Source organism: Salmonella sp. 32020114201800008SM (assembly GCF_017572025.1).
Lineage (GTDB): Bacteria > Pseudomonadota > Gammaproteobacteria > Enterobacterales > Enterobacteriaceae > Salmonella > Salmonella enterica.
This window is the reverse complement of record NZ_JAGEQM010000004.1, coordinates 145,192-165,342: the sequence shown is the minus strand read 5'-3', so window position 1 is coordinate 165,342 and position 20,151 is coordinate 145,192. Positions and strand designations below refer to the sequence as shown.

Here is a 20,151-nt window from a genome sequence, read left to right as displayed (position 1 = left end):
CAGCGTAACCAGCCGCAAAAAGTATCGATTAGTCGAAAATCAGGAAACGGATGCGCCAACGCGGCGAGCGTCACCGCCTGCGTCAGAAAAGTTAAGAATAATTTGTGATATTATTTCTCATATGTTACCAGTAAATGGCAGGCTGATAGCCGTTCGCTGGTAAACACAACAGGCGGGATATCGGCACCCACGCCGATATCCCGACGAGAATGACCCCGTTACGCTTTGATGACGATTAACGGTTCAATATCGCTCTCTTTTTTAATGACTAATGAATCATCGCCGCGCAGGCACGTACCGCCGTAGTTACCGCCCACGGTAAACGTACAGACCTGAATATACTTCCCGGCGACCTTTGGCAGGCACCACAACTGCTGATAGATATTTTTCTGCGTGGCGAACTTGCCGCTGGTTTTATCCAGGAGCTCTTCCTGATGGCTCACCAAATCAATATTACTACCGCAACGTCCGGCAATCGGTTTTACCGCATAGCCGGTCTGCACCAGCTCATCGTTAACGGTAAAATCCGTGTCGAGCAAATAGCGATGATGCGGGAAGAGCGACCACAGGATGGGCAGGATCGCTTTGTTACCCGGGATCACCGTCCACAGCGGTTCAAACACCAACACTTCCGGGCGCAGTAATACATCAATCAGCCGGACTTCATTTTCCGGGTGCCCGGTACGAATAGGCACTGCGGCATACTCCGTCTCGCTGACTTCGCGTATCTGCTCCATCGCCGTTTCCCACGCCCAGGTTTTCCAGACACAATTCACCAGCCGTCCGTCGCCATCGATCAACTGCCCGGCGTCATCCCAGCGCAACTCGCCCAGCCCGCGGAGGATTTTGCTCGCGAAGCCGGCCTGATGCAGCGCCTGCTGCATAAACTGCGCGTGATAGTCCTCCTCGATATCATCATCCTGCATGATATGGACGAAAGGACGCGCTTTACTGTGTTTCCAGGCGCCTGCCAGCTCGTTAATTAAGCCCTCTGCCGGGTTATGCCCTTTACCGGTATAGCCCTGCTCAGCCCATTTTTCGAGAATTAATCCCGCTTCGGTATGGCATGATGCGGAATCGGCATTGTATTCATAGACTTTCAGCCCGCGTTCATCCATGCAGAAATCCATACGACCAGTGATCATATGGTGACGACGGCGCTGCCAGGAGAGGCGCAGGCGCGGCCAAAGAATTTTGGGGATATCGAATAGCGCCAGCAGATTATCGTCTTTTAAAACTTTGTCCGTGGCGTGCAGGTACATCAAATGCAACTCATTGGTCGCTTTGATAAGCTCCTGTTCAGCGCTCTCGGTGATGGTAAAATACTGGTACGGGTCCTGATTGATAACGTGTCCGTTCGCCTGTACATAGGCTTTTTGTAACGGATCGCGCTCATCCAGCCACTGACCGTCAAACTGACCTTTCTCTGGCAGCCTTGCGCCGCGAATCGCCAGCGACTGATTCGCGATGTCAGGCTGTGACAAACTGTATTGCGTGTCGTCGGTCTGGATCATCCAGCCTAAAATCGTCGTGTCATCAAAGGTGTCGCGCAGGGTGTAACACCCGTTTTCTACGACCATTTCCAGTTCGCGAGTCCACTGCTGCCCTGGCGGCAATGGCGTGTGGATAACGTTTTGCTCAGCAATACGAATTTTGTTATCCAGGAGTTGGGTGATAATCGCAACGTGCCCGGTTTCGTTAAACTCGCCGCCCTTTTGCCAGATGAGCAACGCCCCGGCCTCCGGCGCGCGCGGCGAACCGTTCGGGAAGGCCTGCAAAGGCAAAATATTGTCATTCACGACCTCGCGCAGAAAACGCAGCGAGAAAATTTCCCAGGCCATGCCGACGTCAGTAAAAACAACGCCATAATTCAGAAAGAGAAAACGGCGGGCAAATTCCACGCACTGCCATTTATGCCCCATGTATTCATCGTCGATGTAGCTACGAAAAGCTGCGTCGTCGTCGTCCCACGGATCGAGGGAATTGTAATCTGAAGAGTAGATCGCTACGCCGCCGGGGGCGTAACCCAATAATGTCCCGAAGGGGGCATCCTGACTGGTGGTTCCTTTGCTCATGCACTTACCTCAAAACAAGACCGCCTGAGCAGCCTGGCGTGATTTCGCTCTGATTGTCTGCTCTGTGACACTAACCGGACAGAGGTCGACATAATCATACACCTCAATAAGGCACACTGAGGCCAGAAGGTTAAAATTTCACTCGCCGGAATGTCCCAATCGGTTAAATGTCCGGTTAGCAAGCTGCTACACTGCTTCAACACCACCACTGTGAAGGCAGGTCAATATGGCAGATAATACTTATCAACCCGCAAAAGTCTGGACGTGGGATAAATCCGGCGGCGGCGCGTTCGCTAACATTAATCGCCCGGTTTCCGGCCCGACGCACGACAAAACGCTGCCCGTCGGCAAACATCCGTTACAGCTTTATTCGCTGGGGACGCCTAACGGCCAGAAAGTGACCATTATGCTGGAAGAACTCCTGGCGCTGGGCGTGACCGGCGCCGAATATGACGCCTGGTTGATTCGCATCGGCGAAGGCGATCAGTTCTCCAGCGGCTTTGTTGACATCAATCCGAACTCAAAAATTCCGGCGCTGCGCGATAACTCACACAACCCGCCGATTCGAGTTTTTGAGTCGGGCGCAATTCTTGTTTATCTGGCGGATAAGTTTGGCCATTTCCTGCCGCAGGATCTGGCTAAGCGCACAGAAACCCTTAACTGGTTGTTCTGGCTACAGGGCGCGGCGCCGTTCCTCGGTGGCGGTTTCGGTCATTTCTATCATTATGCGCCGGTAAAAATTGAGTACGCCATTAATCGCTTCACCATGGAAGCCAAGCGTCTGCTGGACGTGCTGGATAAGCAGTTAGCTCACCACCCGTATGTCGCGGGAGAAGAGTACACTATTGCCGATATGGCCATCTGGCCGTGGTTCGGCAACGTGGTGCTGGGGAATGTCTATGATGCAGCGGAGTTTCTGGATGCCGGAAGTTATCAAAACGTACAACGCTGGGCGAAACAGGTAGCCGAACGTCCGGCGGTAAAGCGGGGGCGCATTGTCAACCGGACCAACGGCCCATTGAACGAACAGCTTCACGAACGCCATGACGCCAGCGACTTCGAAAACCATACCGAAGATAAACGTCAAAGTTAAACCATAATGCCGGATGGGGTAGTAATGTCGTCATCCGGCATGGTATTCCCTGCTGACGCTTCGCTTATCAGTTCTGCGAGTGCGTCATATTCGGCGCTTCACTAAACCCATGTTGCATGAGAATCAACCTCGCCCGTGCTGACAGTAAAAAGTCGGCAAGCGTTTTTCCCTGCTCGCTCAGGCAGGCAAAGCCATATTCAGCCACGGGATTATAAGGTTCCGGGATATCAACCACTCGCAGCGAATTAACCTGCCGTAGCCTGGGAGCATAGCTGGCATAGCCGATAAAGATATCGGTGTAATCATGATTGATGAGCCATTCCGCTGCCAGCCGGCCCGCCGGTAACGGCAAAGTCTGCCTGCCGCCAACCAGCGCTACCGCGCGTTTTCGGACCGCTTCGCCCTCCTTGCCCATCCGCGAAAAAAGCTGCTGCGTATAATCGCCGGAAGGATCGCAACCTGCTGTTGAGGTGCCGATCCGCAGATCCCGCCGGGTTAATAGCGACAGCCAGTCCTCGCCTTCACGCATCGCCTGTGCCCGCACGCTCAGACACAAACGGTTCGTCGTAAAAGGCGCAACCCGCAGCGCCCGCCCGCTTTCCAGCAGCGCCTGCGGATGCGCCAGGTTCGCCGAAGCAAAAAAGTCGCACGCTTCTCCCGCTTCGATGCGTTCACGTAACAGCCCCGCCGGACCGAAATCACATACCGCATCCGCCTGAAACGCCGCCATTAGCTGCGGCCAGACGACGCGCAAGCTCCCCGCAGCCAGTATTCGCATTACTGTACGCCCTGATAGTCAGTACGGTAAAAACGTTGATACCAGTCGTTAGCGGCCTTTTGCATGTCAATATCGTGGAATTTTTGCGGATAGAGTTTTTTCGCCATCCACAGTTCGCCGATTCCCACCGCCTCCGGCATCGGATATCCCCAGGCTTTGGCATAATCTGGCATCAGGTAAACCCGATGATGCTTCACCGCGTCAATGACCTGCCACTGGGGATTGTGCAGGATCTCATTGACGACCTTTGGATAGCGATTCTGGACAAAGATCACCTGTGGATCCCAGGCGATCACCTGCTCCATTGTCACCTGCTTAAAGCCTTTCACCGAGGATGCCGCTACATTCAGCGCCCCCGCATGGGCCATCATCAGACCGGTATATTTACCGGAACCGTAGGTGGTCAGCTCCGGATTCGCCATATAGGCGCGAACCCGCTCATTTTCAGGAACCGACTGCAAACGGTCGCTGACCATCTTGCGACCTTTATCCATCGCCTCAATCAGCGCTTTCGCCTCTTGCGGTTTATTGACGATATCGCCAATCAGCGTTATTCCTTCACGCAGCCCGCGATTATAAGCCTGCTCTTCATCGGCCAGGGTCGGGTTCATTTTAGCCTGCTCGCCAGCAATATCATGGCGCAGCGAAATCGCCACTACCGGAATGCCAAGACGGCTGATCTTGTCGATCATCTCCTGCGGAGCGTAATTCGTGACAAACACCACCTGCGGGCGCAGCGCCACCAGTTTTTCAGGATCAACGTGCGTTAGATCGCCCAGCGAGGCTTTTTGCGCCAGCTCCGGCGCCAGACGCGCATAGCCGTCGCCTAATTGCTGTTTCCAGTTCGCCATGACCCCAACGATTTTGTCAGTGGCATTCATCTGTACAAGGAGATTGAGCGTTTGATGCTGGAGCACCACCACTCTGTCGACGGTGTCGGGAACCGTGACCTGGCGGCCAAGTTGATCGGTAAAAGTACGCGCCGCCTGTGACATTAACGGCCAGCAAAAAAGCAACGCCAGCAGAGAGAGCTGGCGCAAAAATTTATTCATAGGTTTCGCCCCACAATCGATATATAAATAATTATACAACGATTATAGAGCGATATAATAGAGGTGATTAAGGGATCACGCGCTGGTGATGTCGTACTCCATGCGGCGCAGCGCATCTAACGTGGCTTTCGCTTCGTCTTCGTCAATGATGCTCATCGCAAAACCAACGTGTACCAATACCCATTGCCCTATCAGCTCGGCTGGCTTACCTTCACAAATCAGAGCAATATTGACATCACGTTTGATGCCACACACTTCCACCTGCGCAAGCTGGTGAATATCATCTCCGACGGCCAGCACCTGACCGGGGACGCCAATACACATAATTAACCACCTGAAATAAAATGCGGGTTATTCGACCTCAATACTCTTTACTTTCAACGAATCGCCGGTATCCACCCGCAGGCGATCGCCATGACAACGCGGACATTGCGCGTCATGCCTGAGAATTTCCACCACCTGACTGCAATCCCAGCACCAGGCCTGGGCCGGTCTGTAGTCGATGTGCAATTCGCACCCTTGCGCTAAAGTCCCCTGGCAGGCGATGTCAAAGCTGAAACGAACCGCGCGCTCTTCAACGCACGAAAGCGCGCCTATCTCCAGCCATACGCCGGTGACGCGCGCCACGCCGTGCTGTTCTGCCTGCTGCTGAATAATTTCAACGGCGCTTTGGCAAAGAGACAGCTCATGCATTCTCACAGCTCCGACGGCCAAACAGCAACGCACGCCGGCTTGTCTGCGGCGCATCAGGATTGCTTACCGGCAGGGATAACAGCATCCGCGCGCAGTCATCCGCCAGCCGGACGCCCTCTTCCGGCGACAGGCTACGGGAAAGCGGCGACATCAACGAGCAGGCAAGATATTGTGAAACGCCTTCCAGTTCGCCAACGGTAAAGGTCATCGTGCCATAAGGCAGTTGCAGACCGAGTTTTTCACCGATGGTACGCCCGGGCCAGATCTGGTCCGGGCCAGGGAAGATTAATGCGCTTAACATCCACGGCGTAATTACCGTGCCCGTCCATTGTCCTTCAAACAACGTAAAATCAGAGACATGCACCGGCATAGTCGGATGCAGAAACGAAAGATCGTGCATCGAACGATGGGCTATCTCTTCAAATGCCGCCTGAACCCGGGCGACGGGCGCCGTGTCGAATCCGGAAAACGTTTCAGACATGCGCCGTCTCCTTAGGAATTGCTTCGACGCCGGATTCACGCAGCGCAGCAAGAACCTGCTCAAGCGCAGGTTCAATCATCGCTTCTACGGTTGGCGTTAAGCCGATGTGCGGTTCCAGCGACTGTGGAATAACGCCGACCAGGGTCAGTTTCTTCGGAAACTCGCCGGTAAAGCGGAGGGCCGACAATACGTCGGCCAGTCCAAGCTGATGGGGGGAGATTTTGTTGGTGAACAGCGCTGGAACTTCATCGTCGCGCAGTACCATAATGGTTCCCGGCGCGTTCTTTTTCGACACGATGGCGTCGGCAATGATCAAATGATCCCGACTCGCCATATCGCCAAGAAGTTCCATTCCCGCCGTACCGCCATCCAGAATCTCAACGAAATCCGGCAGGGTGTATCGTTGCTCTAACGCTTCAACAATACGCACCCCGATGGCTTCATCGGTCAGCAAAATATTGCCGACCCCTAAGACTAATATCCGCATTACAAAACCTTCACCGAGACCACTTCATTGCCATCGGCGTCCACCACGTGTACCGCGCACGCCATGCAAGGGTCGAAGGAGTGGATGGTACGTACCACTTCCAGCGGCTTCGCCGGATCGGCGATCGGCGTACCGACCAGCGACTGTTCGTACGGCCCCACGTCATCGTTGAAGTTACGCGGACCTGAGTTCCAGGTCGATGGCACCACCGCCTGATAGTTACTGATAATACCGTCTTTAATCACCATCCAGTGAGACAGCATACCGCGCGGCGCCTCCAGGAAGCCCACGCCTTTGAACTCGCCCGTCGCCGGAATGTTCGGCTTCACAAACGTGGTGTAATCGCCTTTGCCGATATTTACAATCAGCGCGTTGTATTGATCCTGCAATATGTTTTGCAGTTCACAACAGTGAACGGTACGCCCGATGATACGACCCAGCGTAGAGTGAAGTTGCGCCATTTCCAACGTTTTGCCGGTCAGCTTCTGATAAAGCGCAATGATTTCATTGAGCTTGGTCTGCGTGGATTCACGACCTGCAGCCAGTTTACACAGCATGTTCGCCAGCGGCCCGACTTCGACGGTTTTGCCGTAGAATGTCGGCGACTTGACCCATGAGTATTTACCGTCATCCGACCAACCGTCGTAAGCCGGGATCGTAGTGCCTTCCCACGGCGCCTGCGGCGCTTCATCTTTGTACCAGGCGTGCTTCGCGCTCTCCTGAATACCTTTAATCAGGAATTCGTCGGAGTGAGAGGTGATCGGACGGTATGTCGACAGATCGGCATTGGTAATGTAACCGCCCGGGAACAGGAAACTGCCGTTTTTACCGTCGGTCGGGAATTCCGGCGCGCTCAGGTAGTTCACCGCGCCTTTGCCACGCTCCAGCCATTCCGGATAGTAGGCCGCGATGACTGCGGTATCCACTTTATACACCTGCTCGACAAAATCGCTCAGCTTATCGATAAACGATTTGATGTACATCAGGCGTTCAAGGTTCAACGTACCGATGCTGTCGAGATTGATCGGGTTCGCCACCCCACCGACCGCCAGGTTCTGGATATGCGGCGATTTACCGCCCAGCAACGCCACCACGCGGTTAGCGTCACGCTGACATTCCAGCGCCTGCAGATAGTGAGCGACCGCAATCAGGTTGACCTCCGGCGGTAACTGCATTGCCGGGTGCCCCCAGTAGCCGTTGGCGAAAATACCTAACTGACCGCTGGCGACAAGATCCTTGATCTTGTTCTGAACTTTCGTGAACTCTTGCGCGCTGTTCAGGTGCCAGCTCGACACGCCATCCAGCATCGCAGAAGCTTTTTCCGGATCGGCTTTCAGCGCAGAGGTAATGTCCACCCAGTCCAGCGCAGAGAGCTGGTAGAAATGGACAATGTGGTCATGGGTGGTATGCGCCGCCAGAATAATATTACGGATATACTGCGCGTTGACGGGAACATCAATATTCAGCGCGCTTTCCGCCGCACGAACGGAGGAGATCGCGTGAGTTGTCGTACAAACGCCGCAAATACGCTGCACAATCATCCACGCATCGCGCGGATCGCGGTTCTTCACGATCTCTTCCATACCGCGCCACATGGTGCCGGACGCCCATGCTTTGGATACGACGCCGTTCTCAATTTCGCAGTCAATGCGTAAATGACCCTCAATACGGGTTACCGGATCAATAGTAATTCTCTGGCTCATGCTTTGCTCGCCTCATGACGATTATGATCGTTTTGTTTTAAAGGAGGAAGTATCGGCAGTAGACGAATGAGTACGATGTATGCACAAATCTCAATGGCCACAAAACCAATAGAAATCAACAATTCTTCCCAGGTTGGGAAGTAGTGGTAGCCGCCACCCGGGTTGAATGCCACCAGCGAATAGGTCAGACGCCACGTCGCGCAGCCCAACAGCGCGCTCAGCGCCGACAGGTACAGCATACGAGAGTCATTACGCAGTTTCGCCACACGCAGCACCACTAACGGGAAGACCATCAGGACGACTTCAATCCAGAACATAGCGGAGTAAAAATCGCCGGCAAACGCATAGGACAGCTTGTCGCGATAAATCAGTTCGCCAAAGCGCAGGACGACGAAAATCGCCAGCAGCACGCTGATGGTATTCGTCAGCTTAACAAACAAATTTTTCTCATCCGGACCGTTTCCTTTCAGGCCTGCCTGAACCAGCGAACCCTCAAATATGACAATGGAGAAGCCCATGATAAACGCGGTCAGAACCGAGAACAGCGGCAGCATTTCATAGCTTTGCCATAGCGGATGCACTTTATAGCCCGCCGAGATCATCAATGACCCCATTGAGGACTGGTGCATCGTCGGCAGCAGCGCGCCCAGCGCGATAATAAAGAACATCACCTTATTCAGACGCTTGAGCGACACTTTCCAGCCCAGACGTTCAAACAGGGCAGGCGCAAACTCCAGCGCCATCACGCCGATGTAGATGGTCATACAGACCGCCGTCTCAAACAGTACCGAGTTCACGTTGAAGTGACCTGGAATGTAGAAGTACGGCAGGTTCCAGTAACGACCGACGTCGATAGTGATCGACAGGCCGCCCAGCGAGTAACCAAACAAGCTTGCCAGCAACGCCGGGCGCACCAACGGATGGTATTGCCCACGGTTAAAGACATACACCGCCCATGCCAACGCCCAACCGCCGCAGGCAAAGCCGGTGCCGATCAACAGGTCAAAGGCAATCCAGACGCCCCACGGGAAACCGCCGTTCAGGTCGGAAACGGAGCCCAACCCGAAGACCAGACGCTTCACGATAAGGAGCATACACAGGACGATTAACGGTCCAAAAATAATGACCGGTTTACTGATGATTTTTCCGCCCAGCGGTTTTGGATCATGACTCATGATCGTCTCCTCCATCGTGATGGTCGTTTTTGCTATTACGACGAACCAGCACGGTTAAGCCCGCCAGCGCAGCCAGGGGTAGTATCATGCCTTTATAAAGCGTGTGTTGAACATGCTCGGAGCGCGCTCCGGTTGAAAGGTCATCCAGCTTCGGCAGATCCAAATCTTCATAAGGAACGCCTGTCAGCACCAGCACCTGAGTACCACCGCCCTCTTTTTCACCGTAGAGGTGTGGGTAGTATTTAGGCACCGTATGCAGATAGGTGTCGTCCGTTTTCAACGTCTGGCGCGGATAGTGATATTCACTGCCTGGTTTGAGGGCCAGACGTTTTTTCGCTTCCGCCATCAGCTCTTCACGAGTACCAAAAATAACGGCCCCTGCCGGACAAACTTCCACACACCCAGGCAAACCGCCTTTATCCAGACGCTCAACGCCTTTCTGGTTACACAACTCACACTTGTGAAGCGCGCCAAACGGGTTGTTGTAGTCGTACTTAGGTACGTTGTACGGGCAGGCAACCATACAGTAACGGCAGCCGGTGCAGACATCTTTGTCATAGTGGACGATGCCGGTTTTCGGATCTTTTTTCAGCGCCGACACCGGGCAAACGGAAACGCAGTTAGGATCGACGCAGTGCATACACTGTTTCTTGATGTAGGCATAGCCGTTCTCTTCCTGATCTTTGTTCACGCCCGTACCGCTACGCCATACCTGAATAATGTTATTGGTATACGGCGACAGCTTGTCGTTGTTCGACCAGGTCTGCTCCCCTTCCGGGTTACGCGCCGGGAAGTTGATATCCTGACACTTTGTGACGCAGGCCTGACAGCCCACGCACAGAGTGGAGTCATACAGCATACCCAGCGAACCTGGAATCGGCGGACGGTTTTCTGCAGCCGCATGGCTGACAGACGGCGCGGCGCCCAACAGCAATGCTCCACCGGAGGCTGCTTTAATAAAGTCACGTCTGTTCACGGTTATTCTCCCCGTGAGTCAGCGTTATCTTTCTTTTGCTGACGCCCCAGTTCACGTACCGCCATCACGCTGACGCCGGCAACCAGACCGACTACGCCGCCAAGCAGACCGACAGCGCCCGCAGAGATATTGCCGCCTTCTTTCATATTGACGTCAGGTTTCTCTGAACGCGGAGTTTGGTTTTCGACATGAGCAAGCTGGTGAATGCCCTTATGGAAGCCGATACCTTCTTCGTTACAGCCATAGCAAGGATGACCGATCGCCACTGGCCAGACGCCGCCAACGTCACAGAACTGTAACGTAGAACAGTTGCCCCAGGTTTCCGGCCCTTTACAGCCAAGATGGTAGAGACACCAGCCCTGACGGTGGCCTTCGTCGCCAAATTCTTTGGCAAAACGGCCTGCGTCGAAGTGTGGACGACGTTCGCAATGCTCATGAATCAGACGGCCATAGGCAAAGGTTGGACGATTTTTCGCATCCAGCTTCGGCGGCGTGCCGTAAGTGATGATATGCGCGACGGTCGCCAGGAAGTTATGCGGGTTTGGCGGACAACCTGGAATATTGATAACCGTTTTGCCCGGTAAGACTTCCTGCAGACTGACAGCGCCGGTTGGGTTTACGCCAGCCGCAGCAACGCCGCCCCATGCCGAGCAGGAACCGATAGCGATAATCGCGGCTGCGCCATCAGCGGCTTTGCGGATGTGATCCACGATCGGCTCGCCGGCAACCATGCAGTAGATACCGTTATCTTTTAGTGGGATAGAACCATCCACCACCAGAACATATTGCCCTTTATACTTCTCCAGAGCGTTATGTTTGTTTTCTTCGACCTGGTGACCGAATGCGGCGGAAAGTACCTCGTGGTATTCCAGAGAGATAGTCTCCAGAACGAGGTTTTCAACGGTTGGGTGTGTAGCACGAAGCAGTGATTCGGTACAACCGGTACACTCCTGAGCGCCAATCCAGATAACGGGCGGACGCTGTGGATTGGATACCGATTCTGCCATTTCTGCGGCGGCTTTGCTACTGAGCCCCATAGTAGCGGCCAGTGCTGCACAAAGCTTCATGAAATCACGACGGTTAATGCCGTGAGAAGTGATGAGAGTATTATCTCCAGTCATTTTATAGTTATTCCGTTACGAAGACCTGGCTTTTATTTTGCACTGTTCGCGAAGAAGTTATTGCGATCGGTACGCCATTTACCACACTTTTTTTATGGTTATGTGCGCCATAATACTTCGACGGAACAGTAAAACGAAGGGAAGAGGCGATAGTGTAATTAATTAAAGCAAGATAATACCCCTGTTGGATCAACCTTCGAGTCGATAACCGGCCATAAAGAAGCGAACCGCCATCCCGGAATGATTCTCTTTAAAGAAATCCATCACCATTTCTTTATCCAGACCATAGCGACGCGTCAGAATTCCGGCCTCCCACGCGCTAAGTTGACGATCGCCGGTCTTTTCGAACATACGGTGTGTAAAACCCAATACAAAGCCACGTTTATACTCAGAACAGAAATTCACCGCATGATGCGCGCTATATGCATATGGCGCGTGCAACCCAGCCATTAACCCTTTCCCAAAATGATTATTCATCTGACCTCCTTAGTCGCTATATAATAAATTATATAGCGACTAATTAAATGAAGGCCAGCGCATTACGCGCTTTTTTGCTTCACATCAGAAGGAAACCCATTCATCAGTAGACTGTGCGGGAGCCGACGCCATTCTCTGAACGCCAGGCGCCGCTTTCGCCGTTACGCGTTGTTGCGGCTCACTAGCGGAAAGCCGGAACTGCTGTACGGAGCGTTGCAAATCCTCCGTCTGCCGTTCCAGCGCCGCTGCCGCCGCGGAAACCTGCTCAACCAGCGCGGCGTTTTGTTGCGTAACGCTATCCATTTGCGTGATCGCCACGCCAACCTGAGAGATACCTTTACTCTGTTCTTCGGAGGCGGACGCGATCTGTTTCATAATCGTCGTCACTTCCGTGACGCCGCGCAGGATGGCGTCCATCGTCGCGCCGGTCTCCTGGACCAACTGCGCGCCCTGCGCTACGCGACGTACCGATTCGCCAATTAAGGCTTCAATTTCTTTCGCCGCCCCCGCGCTGCGGCTGGCCAGGTTACGTACCTCACCGGCGACCACCGCGAAGCCGCGTCCCTGCTCGCCCGCTCTGGCCGCTTCTACCGCTGCGTTCAAGGCCAGAATATTGGTCTGGAAAGCAATACTATTAATCACGGTAGTAATTTCGGCGATCTGCTGCGAACTGGCGGAAATACCGTTCATTGTTTCTACCACATCGGAAACCAGTTCACCGCCTTTTCCTGCCGTTAGCGAGGCGGCATCCGCAAGCTGACTCGCCTGGCGAGCGTGTTCGGCGTTCATTTTCACCGTTGCGGTAAGCTGTTCCATGCTGGCGGCCGTCTCTTCCAGCGCAGCGGCCTGTTCTTCCGTTCGGGAAGAGAGATCGTTATTACCGGTAGAAATTTCCGTCGCGCCGCGCCAGATATTGTCGCTTCCGGCGCGGATCGTACTCACGGCTTCGCGTAAACTGTCCTGCATCGCGCGCAGTAGCGGCACCAACCGGCCTACGCAGTTACGCCCCAACGCTTCAATCGGCTGGCTAAGATCGCCTTGCGCGATGCGCTGAAATTGCTGACGGATGCGCTCCAGCGGTTTCACCATCATTGCAACCAGATAGCGATCGGTAAAAATCAGGATAGCAATGCCCAGAATCACCGCCGTAATAAGCAGGATGCGGATGGTATAGGTTTTACCATCGACCATCACACGTGTGTTATCCAGCATGGCGCCAGCTTCATGACTAAACCGTTCCGCGCTGGCGCCGAACGCGCGACTGAGTGCGGGCGTGACCGTACTGGCATGTTCGCTCCAGGCGGTTAGCGATCCTTGCTGCGCCAGTTGCATTTGAGGAACGACGCCTTTCTCCAGCAAGGCCTGCCAGTTGGACAAGACCTCCCTTGAGATATCAGGGTTCATCGGCCCTGGCGATAGCGCTTTCATCTCCTCCAGCTTCTGACGCATATTCTCGAGCGACTGCCGGGCGGGCGCAAAATCGGGCGTGCCGCCGCCGATTTTTACATCCATCGCGCGGCTAAGGCGGGTAACAAAGCGGAAATATTGATCGTTACCCTGGCTTAGCACCGTCATTTGCCGCACAAGATGCCGGTCAATATCATTTCCTTCCGAAACTTCGGATAAAGCATGGACGCTGTATAACCCCACCCCCGACCAGAGTAGACAAAAAAGTCCCAGTATCGTCAGCATGACCATACGAATAGTAAAGTTTTGCAGCAAACGCATATGAATTTCCTTGCTGAATATAAGAGATTAGTCATCAGACGATGACGCACTCTCGTTATCGGCAAGGCGCGGAGAATATATAATGCATTCTCCATTTTTTTACAGTTATCGCCGTTCACGTACCCGCAGATGTTATATATCTGTGAACGCAGAGAAAATCTTTTAGTCTTATTACTGAGTAAATGAATAGATGTAGTAAAAATATTGCGTAAGGCTGCAGGGAGACGGTTATCCGCCGTTAAAGAAGCGCTGTTTTACAGCCGGGCTCAGCGTCCTTTGCCCGACTGCCCCGCCGTTGACGGCGGCTCAATGGTTATGCCGCGTCAATCTGTCCAGATAGCCCATCACAAATGCCGACAGGACAAAGGTCAGATGGATGATGACATACCACATTAATTTGTTATCCGGGACGTTTTTCGCATCCATAAACACGCGTAACAGGTGAATGGAAGAGATAGCGACTATCGATGCCGCCACCTTATTTTTTAGCGACGTCGCATCCATTTTCCCCAGCCAGTTCAGCTTCTCCTTGCCCGCAGAGATATCCAGCTGAGAGACAAAGTTTTCATACCCGGAGAACATGACCATTACCAGCAATCCGCCAACCAGCGTCATATCAACCAGCGATAACAGCACCAGAATCAGATCGGCCTCCGCCAGGGCAAAAACGTTCGGCAGAACGTGTAGAATTTCCTGGAAAAATTTTAGCGCTAAAGCGATCAGCGCCAAAGAGAGGCCAAAATACACCGGCGCGAGCAGCCAGCGAGACGCATACATTACATTTTCAAGAAAGCGTTCCATAGGGACCTGTCAGGTAACTAAAACCAGCAACAGTATATCTCAACCATGCAACATCAGATCAACATGCAGTTAAGAGCCTATCCCACCAGGCGTTATTGGCGCAGCCAGTTTGGACACGGACAGCGCGCAAAAACCGGAGCGTACACGTAGTACGTGAGGTTTGACTCGCTACGCTCGCCCTTCGGGCCGCCGCTAGCGGCGTTCAAAACGCTAACGCGTTTTGGCGAGCACTGCCCAGGTCCAAAATGGCAAGTAAAATAGCCCTAATGGGATAGGCTCTAAATCTCATCCGGTTTAACCTGTGGGCGCTGATATTCCGGCCATACCAGCGCGACCAACGCCGGGTAGGCTTCAAGACTGAACTCACGAAAACACTGGCGTAAATTAAGGACGTCCAAATCCGAATACGGCACCTTTTCTCCGTTCAGACAACGCTTCTTAATATTGTCGTAATACTTATAAACGGCAGAGTTAAGGTCGCTGCAACGACGCTGTGCGTCAAATAATCCAGGCGTTTCATTCAACTCAGTCATTGTCATTCGTTTTATCGTTGCATGAAGGAAATCGATATATTCATGGTTAACGCGCCAGTACCATACCGGCGTTATCGAATTCATTAATACTGAGAAATGATCTTCGCCCTCTTCCTTTGTCATGGGTTCAGTTTGATTTAAATTTACGACTTTTCCACCAGGACGTTTTTTATTAACCTCCCACATCAGGAAGAGTATCGCGCCGGTCAGTAATAGCAATATAATAACAGAATAAAAAATACTGTTCATAGCAGGCTCCATTTTTTTTGATTTTAAAATTACACCATGTTATTGTCAACGAAACCTACACTATTAAAAATAGTATACCACTGATCGTAAAGGATATTTAGTCATGCTTCCTGAGCATCTGGTTTCCTCTCATTTTCGCCTGTCATCGCCGCCCCCTGAAGCCACAGAAAACAGTAAAAATTTGCCTAAGGGAAAGACAAAACTCAGCGATTTCGAGCCCGATGTTTTAATTAGCGCTAACGCTGCCGGGCAACACAGAAACGTATTATTTGAAGAACGCGACCGTCATATTAAAGAACGTCTGTATTGTGTGGCTAAAATTGAAACGTTTGCCCGCCTGATAAACGCACTACAGGCAGAAGGCGATATTGATGCCCAAACGCTAAGTAAAATACTGGCGGATAAAACCGCAATGATAAATGAAAAAGGCAATGCCATTTGGCTTAATTTAATCACTCGCGAAACCGATATGCCGCTATTTTATTCACTGGAAGATAAAGATGAAAGAAGTTGAAGACAATAACGTTTATTTGGCTTTAGACAACCATAAAAGTGATGAATTTATCTTAAAGCAAAATCTTGCAGCGCTAATCGCCAGCAAAAATGCCACCCTGGAAAAGGTAACGCAGGAGGTGGTATCCATACCGGCGGCGTTAGTACGCCTGAAGTGGCAAAACCGACGGGAGATGTATGCGTTACAGGTCAAAGAGGAGATTTATGGCGCGACCATCAATGCCATTATCGAGCAGCATCCTGAATTACGAGACAAAATTATGTCTCGTCTTGAAAGTGACTGGCAGCATCTGCTGGCTCGCGAGACGGCAACCCTACGTCTGACGCGTAAGCTTTCCGATGGCGACTACCGGACGCGCAACGTCACCACCGTCGCACGGCGAGAAAAATAACCTTCATGGCTAGTTAACTCTGTTGTGAATACGGGCGAAGCATAAGGATCGTTCTGATTCTCCCTCTTACGGTAGTAAAAGTGTCTACGCTTAAAGGGTGTTCAACCTGAAGGGAGAAGCTCAATGTCTCATCTATACGACCCTACCACGCAGTATTACACCGGCGAGTATCCTAAGCAAAAACAGCCGGCGCCCGGCGTCCAGGCGAAAATGACGCCTGTTCCTGACTGTGGTGAAAAAAGTTATGTCGGCAGTGGTCGCCTTAAAGATCGTAAGGCGCTGGTGACAGGGGGCGACTCCGGGATTGGGCGCGCTGCCGCTATCGCTTACGCGCGTGAAGGCGCAGATGTCGCGATCAACTACCTGCCAGCGGAAGAAGAGGACGCTCAGCAGGTTAAAGCGCTGATTGAGGAGTGCGGCCGTAAAGCGGTGTTATTGCCAGGCGATCTTAGCGACGAATCTTTCGCCCGTTCGCTGGTCCATAAGGCGCGTGAAGCGCTGGGCGGGCTGGACATTCTGGCGCTGGTAGCCGGTAAACAGACGGCAATCCCGGAGATAAAAGATCTGACCAGCGAGCAATTTCAGCAAACCTTCGCCGTTAACGTTTTTGCCCTGTTCTGGATAACCCAGGAAGCGATTCCGCTGCTGCCAAAAGGCGCCAGTATTATCACAACGTCGTCTATCCAGGCGTATCAGCCCAGTCCGCACCTGCTGGATTATGCGGCAACCAAGGCGGCAATCCTTAATTACAGCCGCGGCCTGGCGAAACAGGTGGCGGAAAAAGGAATTCGCGTGAATATTGTCGCGCCTGGCCCTATCTGGACAGCGCTGCAAATTTCCGGCGGCCAAACACAGGATAAAATTCCGCAGTTTGGCCAGCAGACGCCAATGAAGCGGGCCGGTCAACCGGCAGAGCTGGCGCCGGTGTATGTCTATCTGGCAAGCCAGGAATCCAGTTACGTTACCGCAGAAGTGCACGGCGTGTGCGGCGGGGAGCATTTAGGCTAACGCATGAAGTCGATTAAGGTGGCGCAATTCTGTTAAGCAAGGCGCCACTTTAGGCAATAAAAAAGCCGGGTGGCGACTTCGCCTTACCCGGCCTACAGCGTCAGCAGAATACTTATTTCGCTTTCGCGGTCTCTTCGCCGACCAGACCAATTTTGAGATAGCCCGCCTGATGCAGCATATCCATCACTTTCATCAGGGTTTCATACTCTACGGTTTTATCCGCGCGGAAGAAAATCGTAGTATCCTTTTTCCCTTCCGTCAGGGCCGTTAGCTCGGCAATCATCGTATCATCCGTCACCGGATCGTTACCGATAAACATGGTGTTATCCGCTTTCACCGACAGATAAACCGGTTTTTCCGGACGCGGCTGTGGCGTACTGGTAGAAGCGGGCAGATTCACCTTGACGTCCACCGTCGCCAGCGGCGCAGCCACCATAAAGATAATCAGCAGAACCAACATGACATCGATAAACGGCGTCACGTTGATTTCATGCATTTCGCCGTTGTCATCCAGGCTCTCGTTAAGACGCATTGCCATGACGCATTACCCTACCCGTAATTTCTGCGCGGAGCGTACCGGCTGCGCACTGGCGCTCGCATTCAGATCAAGATCGCGGCTTTGCAGCAGCAATACCTGCGCCGCCACGTCGCCCAGCGTCGCTTTGTAACTGCCTATCTGACGTGCGAAGATGTTGTAAATGACGACCGCCGGGATCGCGGCTACCAGCCCAATCGCCGTCGCCAGCAGCGCTTCCGCAATACCAGGAGCAACCACCGCCAGGTTGGTGGTCTGCGTTTGCGCAATACCGATGAAGCTATTCATAATGCCCCATACGGTGCCAAACAACCCGACGAAGGGGGAAATGGCGCCGATCGTCGCCAGATAACCGTTGCCTCGTCCCATGTAGCGGCCAACTGCCGCGACGCGACGTTCCAGACGGAAGCCGGTACGTTCTTTAATCCCTTCGTTATCTTCGCTGCCCTGAGAGAGTTCCAGTTCATTCTGCGCTTCATTGATGAGTTGTGCGCTGAGGCTTTTTGCGCTGAAACCTGCCGCAATGTCGGAAGCCTGATCTAAGGAGCGCGCATCGGCTAATTGCAATTGTTCGCGCTTTAAGCGGCGCTTTTGCGTGAAAAATTCAACGCTTTTACTGAAGAAGATAGCCCAGGTGACGACTGACGCCAGAATCAAACCAATCATCACGCACTTCACGACAATATCGGCGTGCTGATACATGCCCCAGACGGAAAGATCCGTCTGCATCAAATTATTACCCACTCTGTATCTCCAGGACGCAAATCACAAAATCTGAGCATAATAATATCAAAACAACGTCGAATTGATAGTCGTTCTCATTACTATTTACATACTGCCGCACCTTTACTGCTTTTTCTTTGCGCTTACGCATTAAAAAAGCCACCTGTTTTTATTTTGGCAAAATTTTCATCTGTATCACACGTCGCCAGGGTGCAGATGGTTATATTCATGCTAGTTTAGACATCCAGACGGTTAAAATTAGGAAACGCAACATGACGGATAAACAGTTGGATACCAAACTGGTAAACGCAGGACGCAGCAAAAAATACACGCTTGGCTCAGTGAATAGTGTGATTCAACGCGCTTCTTCACTGGTGTTTGACACCGTCGAGGCCAAAAAACACGCTACCCGCAATCTCGCCAACGGCGAATTATTTTACGGACGCCGGGGAACGCTGACCCACTTTTCGCTCCAGGAAGCCATGTGTGAACTGGAAGGCGGCGCCGGATGCGCGCTCTTCCCGTGCGGCGCGGCGGCGGTCGCCAACACCATTCTGGCATTCGTTGAGCAGGGCGACCACATCCTGATGACCAACACAGCCTATGAACCCAGCCAGGATTTCTGCAGCAAAATTCTCGGCAAACTGGGCGTGACGACAAGCTGGTTCGACCCGCTCATCGGCGCTGATATCACGCAACATATTCAACCGAACACGAAAGTCGTATTTCTGGAATCCCCCGGTTCTATTACCATGGAAGTACATGATATTCCGAGCATTGTTAGTGCGGTCAGACGCGTCGCGCCAGAAGCCGTCATCATGATTGATAATACCTGGGCGGCTGGCGTTCTGTTCAAAGCGCTGGAGTTCGATATTGATATCTCTATCCAGGCGGGCACTAAGTATCTGATTGGTCATTCTGATGCGATGGTCGGTACTGCCGTTGCAAATGCGCGCTGCTGGGAACAATTGCGGGAAAACGCCTATCTGATGGGGCAAATGCTCGACGCCGACACGGCTTATATGACCAGCCGCGGTCTGCGCACGCTCGGCGTCCGACTGCGCCAGCATCAAGAAAGCAGCCTCAAAATCGCCGCGTGGCTGGCGAACCATCCTCAGGTCGCGCGCGTTAATCATCCTGCCCTGCCGGGTAGCAAAGGTCATGCGTTCTGGAAACGAGACTTTACAGGCAGCAGCGGTCTGTTCTCCTTTGTGCTCAATAAAAAGCTGACCGAGGCAGAATTATCAGCCTATCTGGATAACTTTTCGCTGTTCAGTATGGCCTACTCCTGGGGAGGCTACGAATCGCTGATTATTGCTAATCAGCCGGAACAGATCGCCGCGATTCGTCCCGCAGGCGGCGTAGATTTTACCGGTACGCTGGTTCGGGTGCATATTGGTTTAGAGAGTGTTGATGATTTGATCGCTGATTTAGCCGCCGGCTTCGCCAGAATTGTGTAAAGTTGCCGGGGATGGACATATATGCAGACAATTTCCGTGGAAAAGTCTGCGTTTGTTGCGTCCGGGATCAAGGCATCCCGGACGATTCAGGAGTACAA

Annotated in this window: 22 protein-coding genes; 5 read left to right on the top strand and 17 right to left on the bottom strand. The window is 52.8% G+C overall.

Going from position 1 to position 20,151, the window contains the following annotated elements; translation table 11 throughout:
* Nucleotides 1-218 precede the first annotated feature (218 nt).
* Nucleotides 219-2,075, bottom strand: coding sequence for a bifunctional glutathionylspermidine amidase/synthase (gss, locus tag J4613_RS13045; RefSeq protein ID WP_000033690.1), 1,857 nt, complete (start codon nt 2,073-2,075; stop codon nt 219-221).
* 226 nt (nt 2,076-2,301) lie between these two features.
* On the opposite strand from gss, the gene yghU reads away from it, so the two are divergent.
* Nucleotides 2,302-3,168, top strand: coding sequence for a glutathione-dependent disulfide-bond oxidoreductase (gene yghU, locus J4613_RS13040; protein WP_000774852.1), 867 nt, complete (start codon nt 2,302-2,304; stop codon nt 3,166-3,168).
* A 67-nt stretch (nt 3,169-3,235) separates the two neighbouring features.
* On the opposite strand, the gene J4613_RS13035 is transcribed toward yghU, so the two are convergent.
* From J4613_RS13035 to J4613_RS12970, 14 genes are all read right to left on the bottom strand, one after another.
* Nucleotides 3,236-3,946, bottom strand: a complete 711-nt coding sequence (locus J4613_RS13035) for a molybdate ABC transporter substrate-binding protein (protein WP_001220943.1) — start codon at nt 3,944-3,946, stop codon at nt 3,236-3,238.
* Entirely contained in the window at nt 3,946-4,998 is a 1,053-nt protein-coding gene (locus J4613_RS13030; protein ID WP_020437858.1) for an ABC transporter substrate-binding protein, read from the bottom strand. The genes J4613_RS13035 and J4613_RS13030 overlap by 1 nt, the downstream gene beginning before the upstream one ends.
* 75 nt (nt 4,999-5,073) lie before the next feature.
* Nucleotides 5,074-5,322 (bottom strand): hydrogenase maturation factor HybG, encoded by a 249-nt coding sequence (hybG, locus tag J4613_RS13025; RefSeq protein ID WP_000334890.1) that lies wholly within the window; start codon nt 5,320-5,322, stop codon nt 5,074-5,076.
* 27 nt (nt 5,323-5,349) lie between these two features.
* Nucleotides 5,350-5,691, bottom strand: a complete 342-nt coding sequence (gene hypA / locus J4613_RS13020; RefSeq protein ID WP_000544946.1) for a hydrogenase maturation nickel metallochaperone HypA — start codon at nt 5,689-5,691, stop codon at nt 5,350-5,352.
* The gene (gene hybE / locus J4613_RS13015; RefSeq protein WP_000004950.1) at nt 5,684-6,172 is read right to left on the bottom strand and encodes a hydrogenase-2 assembly chaperone; all 489 of its coding nucleotides are present in this window, start codon (nt 6,170-6,172) and stop codon (nt 5,684-5,686) included. Before hybE ends, hypA begins: the two co-directional genes overlap by 8 nt.
* On the bottom strand, nt 6,165-6,659 hold the full coding sequence (locus tag J4613_RS13010; RefSeq protein WP_001221962.1) for a HyaD/HybD family hydrogenase maturation endopeptidase: 495 nt from the start codon (nt 6,657-6,659) through the stop codon (nt 6,165-6,167). The genes hybE and J4613_RS13010 overlap by 8 nt, the downstream gene beginning before the upstream one ends.
* Nucleotides 6,659-8,362 (bottom strand): hydrogenase 2 large subunit, encoded by a 1,704-nt coding sequence (gene hybC / locus J4613_RS13005; protein ID WP_000083044.1) that lies wholly within the window; start codon nt 8,360-8,362, stop codon nt 6,659-6,661. The genes J4613_RS13010 and hybC overlap by 1 nt, the downstream gene beginning before the upstream one ends.
* Nucleotides 8,359-9,537, bottom strand: coding sequence for a Ni/Fe-hydrogenase cytochrome b subunit (gene hybB, locus J4613_RS13000; protein ID WP_000017678.1), 1,179 nt, complete (start codon nt 9,535-9,537; stop codon nt 8,359-8,361). Before hybB ends, hybC begins: the two co-directional genes overlap by 4 nt.
* The gene (gene hybA, locus J4613_RS12995) at nt 9,527-10,513 is read right to left on the bottom strand and encodes a hydrogenase 2 operon protein HybA (protein WP_001081721.1); all 987 of its coding nucleotides are present in this window, start codon (nt 10,511-10,513) and stop codon (nt 9,527-9,529) included. The genes hybB and hybA overlap by 11 nt, the downstream gene beginning before the upstream one ends.
* A 2-nt stretch (nt 10,514-10,515) precedes the next feature.
* Nucleotides 10,516-11,634, bottom strand: a complete 1,119-nt coding sequence (gene hybO, locus J4613_RS12990; protein WP_000145429.1) for a hydrogenase 2 small subunit — start codon at nt 11,632-11,634, stop codon at nt 10,516-10,518.
* 189 nt (nt 11,635-11,823) lie between these two features.
* The gene (locus tag J4613_RS12985) at nt 11,824-12,111 is read right to left on the bottom strand and encodes a DUF2623 family protein (RefSeq protein WP_001059119.1); all 288 of its coding nucleotides are present in this window, start codon (nt 12,109-12,111) and stop codon (nt 11,824-11,826) included.
* Between the two features lie 84 nt (nt 12,112-12,195).
* Complete coding sequence (locus J4613_RS12980; protein ID WP_001238434.1) at nt 12,196-13,839, bottom strand: methyl-accepting chemotaxis protein; 1,644 nt, start codon at nt 13,837-13,839, stop codon at nt 12,196-12,198.
* A 306-nt stretch (nt 13,840-14,145) separates the two neighbouring features.
* Complete coding sequence (locus J4613_RS12975) at nt 14,146-14,640, bottom strand: TIGR00645 family protein (protein ID WP_000439335.1); 495 nt, start codon at nt 14,638-14,640, stop codon at nt 14,146-14,148.
* Nucleotides 14,641-14,918: 278 nt separating this feature from the next.
* On the bottom strand, nt 14,919-15,422 hold the full coding sequence (locus J4613_RS12970) for a hypothetical protein (RefSeq protein WP_001534190.1): 504 nt from the start codon (nt 15,420-15,422) through the stop codon (nt 14,919-14,921).
* Between the two features lie 103 nt (nt 15,423-15,525).
* Between J4613_RS12970 and J4613_RS12965 the strand changes: the two genes are divergently transcribed.
* From J4613_RS12965 to J4613_RS12955, 3 genes are all read left to right on the top strand, one after another.
* Complete coding sequence (locus tag J4613_RS12965) at nt 15,526-15,936, top strand: hypothetical protein (RefSeq protein WP_000936442.1); 411 nt, start codon at nt 15,526-15,528, stop codon at nt 15,934-15,936.
* The gene (locus J4613_RS12960) at nt 15,923-16,327 is read left to right on the top strand and encodes a hypothetical protein (protein ID WP_000665658.1); all 405 of its coding nucleotides are present in this window, start codon (nt 15,923-15,925) and stop codon (nt 16,325-16,327) included. The genes J4613_RS12965 and J4613_RS12960 overlap by 14 nt, the downstream gene beginning before the upstream one ends.
* A 123-nt stretch (nt 16,328-16,450) precedes the next feature.
* A complete protein-coding gene (locus J4613_RS12955; RefSeq protein ID WP_000019032.1) occupies nt 16,451-17,335 on the top strand; it encodes an SDR family oxidoreductase in 885 nt (294 codons plus the stop codon).
* A gap of 112 nt (nt 17,336-17,447) precedes the next feature.
* On the opposite strand, the gene exbD is transcribed toward J4613_RS12955, so the two are convergent.
* Nucleotides 17,448-17,873, bottom strand: a complete 426-nt coding sequence (gene exbD, locus J4613_RS12950; protein ID WP_001251481.1) for a TonB system transport protein ExbD — start codon at nt 17,871-17,873, stop codon at nt 17,448-17,450.
* 6 nt (nt 17,874-17,879) lie between these two features.
* Entirely contained in the window at nt 17,880-18,614 is a 735-nt protein-coding gene (gene exbB / locus J4613_RS12945; RefSeq protein WP_000527861.1) for a tol-pal system-associated acyl-CoA thioesterase, read from the bottom strand.
* A 251-nt stretch (nt 18,615-18,865) separates the two neighbouring features.
* On the opposite strand from exbB, the gene metC reads away from it, so the two are divergent.
* The gene (gene metC / locus J4613_RS12940) at nt 18,866-20,053 is read left to right on the top strand and encodes a cystathionine beta-lyase (RefSeq protein ID WP_000130262.1); all 1,188 of its coding nucleotides are present in this window, start codon (nt 18,866-18,868) and stop codon (nt 20,051-20,053) included.
* Nucleotides 20,054-20,151: the final 98 nt, after the last annotated feature.